At 33.1% G+C, this 12,655-nt stretch carries 15 protein-coding genes; 8 read left to right on the top strand and 7 right to left on the bottom strand.

From position 1 onward, the window contains the following. Nucleotides 1-68: 68 nt before the first annotated feature. Both ACFQ0I_RS00390 and ACFQ0I_RS00385 read left to right on the top strand, forming a co-directional pair. Nucleotides 69-1,022, top strand: a complete 954-nt coding sequence (locus ACFQ0I_RS00390) for a tetratricopeptide repeat protein (protein WP_379938349.1) — start codon at nt 69-71, stop codon at nt 1,020-1,022. A 158-nt stretch (nt 1,023-1,180) separates the two neighbouring features. Then, nucleotides 1,181-2,536, top strand: a complete 1,356-nt coding sequence (locus ACFQ0I_RS00385; protein ID WP_379938347.1) for a UDP-N-acetylmuramate--L-alanine ligase — start codon at nt 1,181-1,183, stop codon at nt 2,534-2,536. A gap of 81 nt (nt 2,537-2,617) precedes the next feature. Here the strand turns inward: ACFQ0I_RS00385 and rlmF are convergent, their stop codons facing one another. From rlmF to ACFQ0I_RS00350, 7 genes are all read right to left on the bottom strand, one after another. Beyond that, nucleotides 2,618-3,583: a 23S rRNA (adenine(1618)-N(6))-methyltransferase RlmF gene (gene rlmF, locus ACFQ0I_RS00380; RefSeq protein ID WP_379938346.1), complete on the bottom strand. Its 966-nt coding sequence runs from the start codon at nt 3,581-3,583 to the stop codon at nt 2,618-2,620. A 110-nt stretch (nt 3,584-3,693) separates the two neighbouring features. Beyond that, nucleotides 3,694-4,098: a hypothetical protein gene (locus tag ACFQ0I_RS00375; protein WP_379938344.1), complete on the bottom strand. Its 405-nt coding sequence runs from the start codon at nt 4,096-4,098 to the stop codon at nt 3,694-3,696. After that, nucleotides 4,076-4,672, bottom strand: coding sequence for an archaeosortase/exosortase family protein (locus ACFQ0I_RS00370; RefSeq protein ID WP_379938342.1), 597 nt, complete (start codon nt 4,670-4,672; stop codon nt 4,076-4,078). The genes ACFQ0I_RS00375 and ACFQ0I_RS00370 overlap by 23 nt, the downstream gene beginning before the upstream one ends. Beyond that, a complete protein-coding gene (locus ACFQ0I_RS00365; protein ID WP_379938341.1) occupies nt 4,659-4,934 on the bottom strand; it encodes a PID-CTERM protein-sorting domain-containing protein in 276 nt (91 codons plus the stop codon). The genes ACFQ0I_RS00370 and ACFQ0I_RS00365 overlap by 14 nt, the downstream gene beginning before the upstream one ends. A gap of 273 nt (nt 4,935-5,207) precedes the next feature. Further along, complete coding sequence (locus ACFQ0I_RS00360) at nt 5,208-6,074, bottom strand: alpha/beta hydrolase fold domain-containing protein (protein ID WP_379938339.1); 867 nt, start codon at nt 6,072-6,074, stop codon at nt 5,208-5,210. Nucleotides 6,075-6,080: 6 nt separating this feature from the next. Beyond that, entirely contained in the window at nt 6,081-6,320 is a 240-nt protein-coding gene (locus ACFQ0I_RS00355; protein WP_379938338.1) for a CBU_0592 family membrane protein, read from the bottom strand. 7 nt (nt 6,321-6,327) lie between these two features. Further along, nucleotides 6,328-6,924 carry an FMN-binding negative transcriptional regulator gene (locus ACFQ0I_RS00350; RefSeq protein WP_379938336.1) on the bottom strand — a complete coding sequence of 199 codons (597 nt, stop codon included), beginning with the start codon at nt 6,922-6,924 and terminating at the stop codon, nt 6,328-6,330. Nucleotides 6,925-7,013: 89 nt separating this feature from the next. On the opposite strand from ACFQ0I_RS00350, the gene radC reads away from it, so the two are divergent. Genes radC through ACFQ0I_RS00320 form a run of 6 tightly spaced genes read left to right on the top strand, consistent with a single transcriptional unit; the run spans nt 7,014 to nt 12,590 of the window. Then, nucleotides 7,014-7,712, top strand: coding sequence for a RadC family protein (radC, locus tag ACFQ0I_RS00345; protein ID WP_379938334.1), 699 nt, complete (start codon nt 7,014-7,016; stop codon nt 7,710-7,712). Between the two features lie 41 nt (nt 7,713-7,753). Continuing rightward, entirely contained in the window at nt 7,754-9,055 is a 1,302-nt protein-coding gene (locus ACFQ0I_RS00340; RefSeq protein ID WP_379938332.1) for a polysaccharide deacetylase family protein, read from the top strand. Next, nucleotides 9,045-9,734 carry a YjjG family noncanonical pyrimidine nucleotidase gene (locus ACFQ0I_RS00335; protein WP_379938331.1) on the top strand — a complete coding sequence of 230 codons (690 nt, stop codon included), beginning with the start codon at nt 9,045-9,047 and terminating at the stop codon, nt 9,732-9,734. The genes ACFQ0I_RS00340 and ACFQ0I_RS00335 overlap by 11 nt, the downstream gene beginning before the upstream one ends. Nucleotides 9,735-9,770: 36 nt before the next feature. Next, on the top strand, nt 9,771-10,334 hold the full coding sequence (locus ACFQ0I_RS00330) for a hypothetical protein (RefSeq protein ID WP_379938329.1): 564 nt from the start codon (nt 9,771-9,773) through the stop codon (nt 10,332-10,334). Further along, complete coding sequence (locus ACFQ0I_RS00325; RefSeq protein WP_379938328.1) at nt 10,331-11,734, top strand: DUF5723 family protein; 1,404 nt, start codon at nt 10,331-10,333, stop codon at nt 11,732-11,734. Before ACFQ0I_RS00330 ends, ACFQ0I_RS00325 begins: the two co-directional genes overlap by 4 nt. After that, nucleotides 11,724-12,590 carry a hypothetical protein gene (locus tag ACFQ0I_RS00320; RefSeq protein ID WP_379938326.1) on the top strand — a complete coding sequence of 289 codons (867 nt, stop codon included), beginning with the start codon at nt 11,724-11,726 and terminating at the stop codon, nt 12,588-12,590. Before ACFQ0I_RS00325 ends, ACFQ0I_RS00320 begins: the two co-directional genes overlap by 11 nt. Nucleotides 12,591-12,655: the final 65 nt, after the last annotated feature.

The following is a 12,655-nucleotide window of genomic DNA, read 5'->3' as shown; positions in this document are numbered from 1 at the left end:
TCGTTTGTTTATTGAAATTAGTTAATTTAATAAAAATTTACAGATAGATTTGTTTAACACGTTGTGATATGAGAAGAATTATATGCCTACTACTTTTTCCGCTGTTGTCATTCGGTCAATCTCAACTCGATAGATTCGAAGATTATATTAAACATAAAAAGTTTGATGTCGCCGAAATTAAATTAACAGTGTATTTAGAACAACATTCTAAAGATTTTGATGCTTTAGAACTTTTGGGCGATACTTATGGGCACCAAAAAAAGTGGGATGAAGCTATTGAAATTTATAAAAAACTAATAAAAGCGAATCCAAAAAGTGCCGAGTATCATTATAAATACGGTGGCGCTATGGGTATGAAAGCTTTAGAGTCTAGCAAAATTACCGCGATTGGTATGTTAGACGATATAGAATCAACACTTCAAAAAGCCGCAAAATTAGATCCCGATCACAAAAATGTACGTTGGGCCTTGGTAGAATACTACATGAAAGTACCAGGGGTTTTGGGCGGAAGCAAGAATATGGCGCTAAAATATGCCTATCAGTTAGAGCAACTTTCAAAGGTAGATGGCTATTTAGCAAAAGGCTTTATTTACGAGTATGATGAAGATCCGGAATTAGCCGAAAAGTATTATAAATTAGCTATAAAAGAAAGTGGTTCGCTTTGGTGTTATAACAAGCTTGCCGACTTTTACGAAAAGCAAAAACAACCAGAAAAAGCACTCGCTAATTTAGAAATTGCTAAAGAGAAGTTGCAACGTAACGAATTACAGTATAAGATTGGAAAATTGGCTGCGGAGTATAACATTGAATCACAAAAAGGCGTGCAATGTTTGCAAACCTATTTAAAAAATTATTCACCAAAAGATGGAGTTCCAAAAGCATGGGCTCATTACAGGCTTTCGCAAATTTATTCGCATAAAAAGAATAAAGCTGCAGCCTTAAAATATATCGATTTGGCGCTTGCCGAGGCCCCAGATATGAAGTCTTTTAAACAAGAAAAAATCAAAATATTAAAATTGTAATATTTGGGCGTTACCGCGAGGGTCACGCTTTCAGCTATATCTTTTTTGCCTTTAGTAGCAAAAAAGGATGCCGCTTCAATCGTTAACGCAAAAACTTCGGTTTTCAGGCATTAGTCTTCCAATATCTATTATTATATTTACTGCATTAAATCAACTTCATGAACGTACATTTTATAGCTATCGGTGGTTCTGCCATGCATAATTTAGCCATAGCATTACACAACAAAGGATACCAAGTAACAGGAAGCGACGATGAGATTTTTGAACCCTCAAAATCGAGACTAAATGCAAAAGGGTTATTACCCGAATCATATGGGTGGTTTCCAGAAAAAATTAATACAAATTTAGATGCTATTGTTTTAGGTATGCATGCTAAAGCCGATAATCCAGAGTTGTTAAAAGCACAAGAATTAGGATTAAAAATATATAGCTATCCAGAGTTTTTGTACGAGCAATCTAAAAATAAAACACGTGTAGTAATAGGAGGAAGTCATGGAAAAACGACAATTACGTCTATGATTTTGCACGTGATGCATTACCATAACCGCGATGTCGATTATATGGTTGGTGCACAATTAGAAGGTTTTGATGTGATGGTAAAACTCACCGAAACCAACGATTTTATGGTGCTTGAAGGCGATGAATATTTAAGCTCGCCAATAGACCGACGACCAAAATTTCATTTATACAAACCTAATATTGCGCTTTTAAGTGGTATTGCCTGGGATCATATAAATGTGTTTCCAACATATGATAATTATGTGGAGCAATTCCGGATTTTTGTAGATAGTATTGTAAGCGGTGGAAGCATCACTTATAATGAAGAAGATCCAGAAGTGAAACGTGTTGTAGAAGCCTCTGCAAACCCCATTCGGAAATTATCTTATCATACCCCAGAATACACGGTTGATAACGGACAAACCCTTTTAGAAACACCCGAAGGTCCGTTGCCTATTGAAGTTTTTGGTAAACACAACCTTAATAATTTAGCAGGTGCTAAATGGATTTGTCAGCATATGGGCATAGATGAAGACGATTTTTATGAAGCCATTGCTACTTTTAAAGGTGCCAGCAAACGATTAGAAAAAATTGCAGAAAGTAAAAGCAGTGTGGCTTATAAAGATTTTGCGCATTCGCCAAGTAAGGTAGAAGCAACTACAAATGCCGTTAAAGAACAATACGGAAACCGAACCGTTGTGGCCTGTTTAGAATTGCATACCTATAGCAGTTTAAATGCTGAATTTTTAAAAGAATACAAAGGCGCTTTAGATGCTGCCGATGTTGCGGTTGTGTTTTATTCGCCACATGCGGTTGAAATTAAAAAGCTTAAGGAAGTAACTCACGAACAAATAGCAAATGCGTTTGAACGCGACGATTTAATTATTTACACCAATCCGGACGATTTTAAGAACTTTTTATTTTCGCAAAACTTTGATAATAAGGCATTGCTTTTAATGAGTTCTGGTAATTATGGAGGATTGGATTTTAATGAGGTTAAAAATTTGATTAAGTAGTTTTTTTCAAGACGGGTTACAATGGTTATTTGAGATGAATTCGGTTTAATTTTTGCATCTAAAATTAAACGGCATTAGTATCTATTTCCATCGTGTTTCAATCCATTCTTTTTGCTCTGCTTTAGTAAGAAATGTCCATGCCACTATGCGAGACGATTTATTACCTGTTCCTAAAGGAATGGTTTTAACCTCAAGTGCTTTTTCTTTTTCTAAGGCTTTGTAAATACCTTTTAAATTCGATTGTTTGGAGACTAAGGTTGAAAACCAATAGCAGTTTTTAGAGAATTTTTGACTTTCCCGAATAATATTATGAATAAACTTATGTTCCCCACCATCGCATATTAATTCGTTGCTAATACCCGCAAAATTGAGTTCAGGTGTTTTAACCGATTTCCCTGAAAGATTTTTTAGTTTTCTAAGTGTTCCTTTTTGCGCCTCTTCTGCCGAAGCATGAAAAGGTGGGTTGCAAATAGATACATCAATAAATTCTTCTCGGTTTATAATGCCATAAAAAGCATCTTTTGGATTGTCCTGCAATCTACAAGAAATCTTACCTTGAAGCGACGCATTGGCTTTTACGATGTTCTGCGCCGATGCAATAGATTTTGGGTCAATATCAGATCCAATAAATTTCCAACCGTATTCTGTAACGCCAATTATCGGGTAGATACAATTCGCACCAACACCAATATCAAAACAAGTTATTTTATCACCTTTTGGAATTCTTCCAAAATTATTTTCGCTTAACAAATCAGCTATAAAGTGGATGTAATCGGCTCTTCCTGGTATTGGAGGACATAAATTTTCGTCGGGAAATTCCCAATATTCTACACCATAATAATGGTTTAACAAAGCTTTATTTAGAAGCTTCACAACAACAGGATTTGAAAAATCGACCGTTTCCACTCCAAATTTATTAGGCTTAATATACGTCGCCAATTCAGGAGAAGCTTTTGCTAACGCCGCTAAATCATAGCGTTCTCGGTTTTTGTTTCGTGGGTGGAGCCTTGTTTTTTCTACCTCATTATTTTTATCGCCTTGTTTCATCTAACTATATGGGAGGGTTTTAAATTTATTGCCTTCCAATTGTTCAAAATTACAATTAATAATTTCCAGTTACTTTAAATCTTAGCGGTAAATTAAGGAATAATGAATTATTACGTTGTAGCTGAGTTTTTTAAAATTTTGTTCAATAATCCCATCGCTACGTATAACATGGGTGAAATTAATATTTCTTGGATACTTCCGGCAAATGCTCTTAAATTAAGACTCATGCCTCCAATAAACCAATCGAACAACCCAAGCGATGTAATAATTGTTAATCCTGAAATATGGACAACGTGCCATATGAAAGACATCCAGGAATCTGATAATTTTCCGAGGTGGTACGTACCAACAAAATACACTATTATGGTTGTTCCAAACTTAATAACGTGCTTTATTTTTGTTGGTAATACCAAGTCGCTATTTTCAAAGAAATAGACATAATAGCAGGTATAAATAATAAGAATAAGTATAAGGCCGGAAATAAATCGAACCTTATCCGACTTGTATAGATTCATTTTTTAATTGGATTTTTCGAGAAAATATCACCCATAAAATAAATGTAGATGAATAAACTATAATCTTAAATACATAGTGATGTGCAAAATCAAAATAGGCGTGGAAATATTCTCTTAAGTAAATTAATCCTACACATCTTAATATGTTCACAACATCTAATAGAACTACGCCAATAACGATATACAATAATTTACGTTTAAAACTTGAAGGCATACAAACAATAAAGCCCACATATAAAACTAATAATTCTAAACCGTTACATGCATTCGCTATGTTTAAAATTCTTTCGCCATTATGGTATATAACAGACATGTTAAATGCTTGAAATTCACCATAATGAGGTTCTTGGACAATTTCATTAATAGCTGTAAATCCAGACATGGAACCTAGGCTGTTCAACACTTTAACAGACGCTTCTCCCACATGTGTTGTTAAAAAATTATCTACAACCTGCGAATCGAACAAGAAAAAACTGTAAATAAGTTTCCAGATAACAAAAAACAAAAAGGCTTTTCCTAAAAAAAGCCTGATTGGTAATGGTATGTTGTTGAATAATAATCTAATTTTTTTCATTCTTATTTTCGCGCAATTTTTTAACACCAAATGCCGCAGCACCTACTAATAAAATACCAAGTCCGCCATCAATTGGAATGGTATCACCACCACCTTGGCTACCGCCGTCATGACCACAACCACGAAAATGGCGATGATTTCTACCACCATCTCTGTCACGATCACCTCTATCTCGATCGCCTCTATCACGATCGCCCCCAAAAATGGAAACGAAAAAAGAATACCAACTTCCCCCAGAGGAAAGTGACGTTGATGCATTCATTTTTGTAGAAAATGTTAAAGCAATTACAATAAAAAATGCTTTGAGTCCATTTGACAATGTATTTTTGATATTTTTCATTTGTAAAATTTTGAGAATTGATTAATAGCTTTGTAAAAGTAATCCTATTGTTTTAAACTACCCCTTATTTTCGATGAAGGTGTAAATTTACTCTATTAAACACTTTTTTAACTTTAAAATGAAATTCATTATTAAAGAAAACCTAGTCATTTTTAGGATTCTAAATGAGAAGTTTTATTTGTTTTTATTTACAATTTATAAGTCTAATGCCTTTAAAAACAGCCACATTCGTTTACTTAGTAATGCATTTTCTTCGCTGCTAAACTTACCGTGTTTACCTCCAGGAATCGTTAAAAACTCTGTTGTAATATTGAAATCTTTTAACTTTTTATAAAGGTCTTCCGATTGGGAATAAGGAACAATTGGGTCTTCGTTTCCATGTACAATAAACGTAGGAGGACTTGTTTTTGATACGTGGTATAACGGAGAAACCGACTCTATGAATTTTTTGTTGGTATGGTTTATACCGAGCCAGTTTTTTGCAGATTTCCAAGCAGTTAATGGTAATAAATTACTTACGCCATATTTGTCGATAATGGCCGCTACTTTTATATCACCATCATAAGTACAGTTGGTGTCGAATGGTTTATCATTACCTAATAATCCTGCCATGAGTGCCAAATGCCCACCAGAAGAACCACCCATAATAACTATTTTATTAGTATCGATATTTAACGCATTTGCATTGTTATATAAATAGATTAAAGCGCATCTCACATCTTCAATAGCGGCTGGAGCTGGAGCAACAGCAACCAAACGATATTCTACATTCGCAACGGCGTAACCATTTTTAAAAAAGGAGCCAAAACCGCTTTGTGATTCTTTTTCACCATGATTCCAACCGCCACCATGAATATTTATTACAATAGGTGTTGGTGTGGCAGATTTGGTATTAAAATATAAATCCATGCGACCGTCCCAACCATTTACTTGCGTATAAATAACATCTAAAAGCTGGTTATATGTATCAGGAAAACTTACTGGTTTAAAGGGTTGTTTTTGTGCTAAAAGATTACAAGATATACCCGAAATAAAAAGGCTTAACAGAAAAAAATGTTTCATATAATATTATTGTTTTTTCATAACTCCTATAAAACCCCATACACTTACCAATACCCAAGTTGCTTCTAAGATTATAAAAGGCACATAATTAATTAAAACAGACGCGTAGCATGCTAAACCAGCACCGATAATATTAAGTGAAAAATACAAAAAACCATCTTTAGGAATGAGCGCTTTTATGTTAAAAAAATAAGCTAAAAGAATAAGTCCGACTCCGAGTGTGCCAATAATATCGTTGAATGCCATAGAATATTTATTTAAAAACTTTTTGCAAAAATAACTCAATACTTAATTTATTCAACCTAATAAGTTCTTCGCGGGCATTTTCAATATCTTGTGGCTTTTTATCCTGAGAAAGTTTAAATTTTCCTTCCCAAGAATCAATAGAGATTTCAAACATATCTATATAATTTAATGCACCCAGCATGCGTTGATTATCGGGTTCTAAAATATATTTGGGGTTTGGTTGTTCTAAAAATTCGGTCATAGTTATGAGCGAGTTTTTTAAAGCCTCCTTACTTTCAATAGCCGTTGCTTTACCTTTTAAATGAACTTTTATGTAATTCCATGTAGGTAATTGTGTTGTCGTGTAAATACTTGGCGAAATGTAACATTGCGGACCGGAGAAAATAATGGTCACTAAGTTATTGTCTTTTAACAATGCTGCTTGCGGATTCAATTTATCAATATGGCCAATTAATTTTCCCGATTCGTTGTAAACTAAGGGTAAATGGGTAATTAATGGTTCGTTATTTTTTACTGAAATTAGTGTTGCTAATGGATAGGTTTTAATAACTTCAACCATATGTTGGTTGTCATTATCTTGATGTATTTTTGGTGGATAACTCATGGTATTTGGTATTCCTGCAAAGGCAGGTATCTCACTATTTAGTTAATAATTATATTGCTTCTGAAAATTACAATATTTATATTTACCTCATGCTAGAAAAAACCACTTCGTTTTCCATAAAAAACTGGAGTCAAGACGATCAACCACGCGAAAAATTACTCCACAAAGGCAAAGCAGCTTTAAGTGATGCCGAATTGGTGGCTATTTTAATTGGTTCTGGGAATAAAACAGAAAGCGCGGTAGAATTAAGTAAGCGTATTTTAGCCAGTGTTGATAATAATTTAAGCGAATTAGGAAAGCTCTCTATTAAGCAACTTATGGAGTTTAAAGGTATTGGCGAAGCAAAAGCCATTAGCATTGCAGCGGCTTTAGAATTGGGTAGAAGAAGGCGAGGGGAGGAAGCTTTAGAAAAAAAGAAAATAACATCGAGTAAGTCTGTTTTCGAATTAATGCAACCTATTATTGGAGAGCTGCAACACGAAGAATTCTGGATTATATATTTAAATAATTCGAATAAAGTCATTCTAAAAAACCAATTAAGTAAAGGCGGCATTACAGGAACCTTAGTCGATGTTCGTCTGGTACTTAAAAATGCCTTAGAAGTTGGTGCTACAGGACTTATTTTGGCGCATAACCATCCGTCAGGAACTTTAAAACCTAGCGAAGCCGATAAGCAAATTACCAATAAACTTAAAATAGCATCAGAAAGTTTAGATATAAAAGTTTTAGATCACTTGATTATAACCGAAAATGCATACTTTAGTTTTGCAGACGACGGAATTTTATAAATAATTTAAAATTACCAAATACTACTATTGCACACTTATTTATGCTATTAGTTTATACTCATAATATAACCCCCCGTTTAAAATATATTTTTAAACATATTTGCACCAGAATTTTAGGTTTAGAGGTTTCATTTACTACAAAAATCGAAGAATTTATTGCATACGACAGCTTTAAGTTATCATATACAAAGCAACAGTTAGGTAACGAGTTCTTTATTAAAAGTCACGATATATTATTCGAACAAGGATTAAATGATATCGATATAAATGTGCAAAAGTGGGGACGTACCAAATGCTTTTTTTTTAGTGGCGATAAAAGCGCATTGCCTTTCGATATTTTTGCAGCCGCTTTTTATTTGCTTTCTAGATACGAAGAATATTTACCACACGTAAAAGATCAATATGGTCGTTTTTTGGCAACCGAAAGTATTGCATTTAAACATGGGTTTTTGCATCAGCCAGTGGTAGATATATGGGCCTATAAATTTAAGGAAATCTTACAAGTACAGTTTCCAGAGTGTTTTTTTGCCAAGCGACACTACAGTATAAAACCGCTTATCGATGTTCCGAGTGCCTACCATTTTAAATTGAAGGGCATTATGAGAAGTTTTGGAGGGACCGTTAAAGATTTGTTTCAGTTTAAGTTTAGAAGTTTGTACTACAGATTTATGGTGATTTTTGGACTGAAACACGACCCATACGATACGTTTAAATATATTATAAATAAACAAAAACAAAGCAAATCTAAATTTCTGTTTTTCTTTTTAATTGGTGAATATTCTACTTATGATAAAGGCATTAATCCGAATAAAAAGAAATTTGTTTCTCTTATAAAACATGTGGCCGATTATTGCGAAGTAGGTTTAAAAACATCGTTTTTCGCAATAGACGATGTCACTATTTTGAAAAAGGAAAAGCTTAAAATGGAAGATATCGTAAATACAAAACTAAACGCGTCAAGGCAATCGTTTTCAAAGTTAAATTTACCAGAATCGTATAGAAACTTGTTAGAACTCGAAATTCTCGAAGATTACACCATGGGATATGTAAACCATATGGGTTTTAGAGCTGGTACTTGTACGCCGTTTTTATTTTACGATTTAGATTACGAAATACAAACCCCGTTAAAAATCCATTCATATCATCTTATGGATTATACATTGTTAAAAACAAATTCATTGCTAGATAAAAAGAAAGTTTTAGATGAAATTATAAATGAAGTAAAACAAGTAGATGGCGAATTTGTGCCTGTATTTCATAATTATACATTTAGTGAAATAGAACGATGGTATGGGTTTAAAGAATTGTTTAATATTATTTTAGAGTCCGGAAATGAATACTAGTGGCGTAACCGATGTTTTTTTTGATTTAGATCATACCCTGTGGGATTTTGATAAAAATTCAGCATTAACCTTCAATAAAATTTTCAAATTACACAATATCCAATTAAGTGTTGAGGAGTTTATGTCTCATTACCATGAGATAAATCACCAGTATTGGAAACTGTATAGAGATGCAAAAATAGATAAAGAAGTACTGCGTATGGGGCGTTTAAGAGATTCTTTTTTGGCATCGAACATTCGGGTAGAAGAGTCTGTTATCAGTAAACTTTCAACCGATTATATTGCTTACTTAACAGATAATAATTATTTGTTCAATAATGCTATCGAAATTCTCGATTACTTAAGTCCGCGATATCGACTTCATATTATATCTAATGGTTTTGAAGAGGTGCAGAGTAGAAAATTAACCAAAGCAAATATTCTTCATTATTTTAAAACCATTACTAATGGCGAAGATATTGGGGTTAAAAAACCGCATCCAGAAATTTTTCATTATGCATTCGAAAAGGCAAATACGCATCCAAGCAAAAGTATTATGATTGGCGATGGTTATGAAGCAGATATTTTAGGTGCATTAAATGTAGGCATGGATGTAATATATTTCGATACTAATAATGTTACTATTGAAGAAAACGTAAAGCAAATTAGCGACTTAATAGAAATAAAAAAATATTTATAAAACACACTATATTTTTTTTATAGCGTTTTAATTAAGGTGAGAAAGCGGTTAATTACATATTTAAGTTTATTGGTTTTAGCAAATAGCCTTTGTGTGTCTTGCTCTAAACCTGTTGATTTTGATCAAATAAATGATTTTGAAATTAATCCGGTAGTAGAATCAAGTTTAATTTATTTCGACGAACCTGCCACTAGTTTTTTAGATAATGGAGAGCAAATTGCTACTATTCAAGACTATGTTCAGGTTGAATTTTTTAATAGCGAGTTTATTATTGAAAATCTTGAAAAAGCCGAATTTGTGTTCGAGATTACAAATTCTATAAACAGAGATTTTAGGGTAAGAGTCGATTTTTTTGACGATAATTCTCAAATGCAACATGCCTTTACAATTTTTGTAGCAGCATCTTCAAATAACGCAAAAGTAGTTTCTAATTACACAGAAGTGTTTGAAGATGGTACTTTAGAAGCATTAAAAAATACATCGGTATTGGTGTTTACATTAAACATGCTTCCAGGAGCAGCAATTAATCAAAATACATTAGGGAGCATAAGTTTAAAATCTAAAGCGGTATTTTATCTTAATATAGATAGTAGCTTATGAGAATTTTAGCACTTGTATTTCTAATTGCATCTTGCTCGTTTGCGCAAAACAAACAACTTCTATATGGGTTTTCAGAAATACCACAAGCTTTAATGCTTAACCCTGGAGGTCAAGTTAAAAATTCGGGTTTCTTTGGCATTCCTATGCTATCACATATTCATGTAAATACTGGTACTTCGGGGATGACGCTCTATGATTTGTTTGCCGATAATGGCGTAGATTTTAATATTAAACTACAAAACGCTATTTATAATGCTAAACCCAGAAATTTTGCAACTATAAACGAACAGGTCGAAATATTTTCTGGAGGCTTTGCTTTTGGCAGTTTGTTTGAGAAAAACGAGTACTTAAGTTTTGGTCTGTACCAGGAACTGGATGCGATAGGCTATTTTCCTAAAGATTATGCCGTATTAGCTTTAGAAGGGAATCAGAACAATATTAACAGGGTTTTTGATGCGGGCCATTTAAAGGCAAGTGCCGAGGTTATTTCGGTACTACATGTTGGGTACAATAAAAAAGTAAACAACCAATTAACCTATGGTGTGCGAGGGAAAATATATTCCAATATTTTAAATATGAACTCTGTAAATAATAAAGGGAGTTTTGTAACTGAGATAGGCGACAATAATATTTACAATCATATTTTTAATTTAGATTTAGAATTTAGAAGTTCTGGATTGACACAGTTACGGGAAAGCGATTCTGATGCTGCAGTAACTGAAATAAAGAAACGCGCTTTAATGGGTGGCGATAAAGGATTGGGATTTGATGTAGGTTTCAGCTATCAACTAGATAAACAATGGTATGTTGATGCGAGTTTGTTAGACATTGGTTTTATAACCCACAGCAAAGATGTTGAAAATTATTCGGTAAAAGGCACTTATGAATTTGAAGGAATCGATCCGTTTTTTACTGAGTTTGAAACCGGACAAACTGCTGATGAATACTGGAGTAAAATTGAAGATGAATTTAACGATGTTTTTCAGGCGGATACCACTTATAATAAATATACAACTTGGCGGCCAATTAAGTTTAATGCGTCGCTAAATTATGCTTTTGGAGAAAAAAAGGAGAAAGACTGTAATTGTGTAAAAAATAAACAGGAGTATTTAAATGCTGTAGGCGCACAATTATTTGCTATAAACAGACCAAGGCAACCACAACTTGCTTTAACATTATATTATTATAGAAAATTGTTTAAAGGCTTATCGGCAAAGACCACCTATACCTTAGATTCGTATTCTTTATATAATCTGGGGTTAGGTTTATCGGCTAATTTAGGAGGTCTAAATTTTTATGTTATGGCAGATAATTTTTTACAATATCGAAACGTTTACGATGCACAAAGTGTATCTTTACAACTTGGGTTTAACTATATATTTAAGAAAAATGAAGACTAAATTTTTATCATTATTTGTAATCTATTTTTTAGCAATAAGCGCATTTTCGCAGTCTAATTTAAATACTTACAAGTATGTGATTGTACCTGCAAAATATGATTTTTTAAAAGAGAAAGATCAATATCAATTAAACTCGTTAACCGTATTTTTATTTAATAAATATGGGTTTGAAGCCTTAGTAGAGGGGACTAATTATCCTGAAGATCTAATAAAAAACAGATGTTTGGCATTAAAATCTAACTTGAACAAAGACTCAAGTATGTTTAAAACCAAACTTATTATAGAACTTAAAAATTGTAATGACCAGATAGTGTTTACTTCTGCAACGGGAGAAAGCAGAGAAAAGGAATACGATAAGGCGTATAATCAAGCGTTACGAGATGCTTTTAATTCTATTGAGGCATTAAATTATTTATACCAGCCATTAGCAAACCAGACTGTAGCAGCAGTTGAACAAGAGACTAAAACAGATACGGGTTTAACGAATGAAATTGAGCAGCTTAGAGAAGAAATACAGAATTTAAAAAAGGAAAAAGAATTAGTAAATACTGAAAAAATAGAGCCAGTAATTACGCCTGTAGCTAAAGAAGTTGTAAATGAAACTAAGGTAGAAAAGGTTGAAACTAAAGTGAAAGACGCTACTTCTGATGTTTTATATGCACAAGCTATTGAAAACGGATTTCAGTTGGTAGATAGTTCGCCAAAAGTGGTTTATAGAATTAGAAAAACCAGTATTGTAGACGTGTATTTGGTTGAAGGAAAAAATGCTACAGTTTATAAACGAGGCGCCGATTGGATTCTGGAATATTATGAAAACAATGTTTTAAAGCAAGATGTTTTAAATATTAAGTTCTAAACTCGCTTTTTATATCCTAATTCGCGTTAGGGATTGCAGCGGTATCCTTTTGGTTTTTATGGAAA

Source organism: Mariniflexile aquimaris (genome assembly GCF_042676825.1).
In the GTDB taxonomy this organism is placed as follows: domain Bacteria; phylum Bacteroidota; class Bacteroidia; order Flavobacteriales; family Flavobacteriaceae; genus Mariniflexile; species Mariniflexile aquimaris.
This window is presented reverse-complemented; position numbering and strand designations above follow the sequence as displayed.

Coding starts and splice junctions, on each gene's coding strand:
- ACFQ0I_RS00390 (WP_379938349.1), top strand. CDS start 69: ATGAGAAGAATTATATGCCTACTACTTTTTCCGCTGTTGTCATTCGGT.
- ACFQ0I_RS00385 (WP_379938347.1), top strand. CDS start 1,181: ATGAACGTACATTTTATAGCTATCGGTGGTTCTGCCATGCATAATTTA.
- rlmF (WP_379938346.1), bottom strand. CDS start 3,583: ATGAAACAAGGCGATAAAAATAATGAGGTAGAAAAAACAAGGCTCCAC.
- ACFQ0I_RS00375 (WP_379938344.1), bottom strand. CDS start 4,098: ATGAATCTATACAAGTCGGATAAGGTTCGATTTATTTCCGGCCTTATA.
- ACFQ0I_RS00370 (WP_379938342.1), bottom strand. CDS start 4,672: ATGAAAAAAATTAGATTATTATTCAACAACATACCATTACCAATCAGG.
- ACFQ0I_RS00365 (WP_379938341.1), bottom strand. CDS start 4,934: ATGAATGCATCAACGTCACTTTCCTCTGGGGGAAGTTGGTATTCTTTT.
- ACFQ0I_RS00360 (WP_379938339.1), bottom strand. CDS start 6,074: ATGAAACATTTTTTTCTGTTAAGCCTTTTTATTTCGGGTATATCTTGT.
- ACFQ0I_RS00355 (WP_379938338.1), bottom strand. CDS start 6,320: ATGGCATTCAACGATATTATTGGCACACTCGGAGTCGGACTTATTCTT.
- ACFQ0I_RS00350 (WP_379938336.1), bottom strand. CDS start 6,924: ATGAGTTATCCACCAAAAATACATCAAGATAATGACAACCAACATATG.
- radC (WP_379938334.1), top strand. CDS start 7,014: ATGCTAGAAAAAACCACTTCGTTTTCCATAAAAAACTGGAGTCAAGAC.
- ACFQ0I_RS00340 (WP_379938332.1), top strand. CDS start 7,754: ATGCTATTAGTTTATACTCATAATATAACCCCCCGTTTAAAATATATT.
- ACFQ0I_RS00335 (WP_379938331.1), top strand. CDS start 9,045: ATGAATACTAGTGGCGTAACCGATGTTTTTTTTGATTTAGATCATACC.
- ACFQ0I_RS00325 (WP_379938328.1), top strand. CDS start 10,331: ATGAGAATTTTAGCACTTGTATTTCTAATTGCATCTTGCTCGTTTGCG.
- ACFQ0I_RS00320 (WP_379938326.1), top strand. CDS start 11,724: ATGAAGACTAAATTTTTATCATTATTTGTAATCTATTTTTTAGCAATA.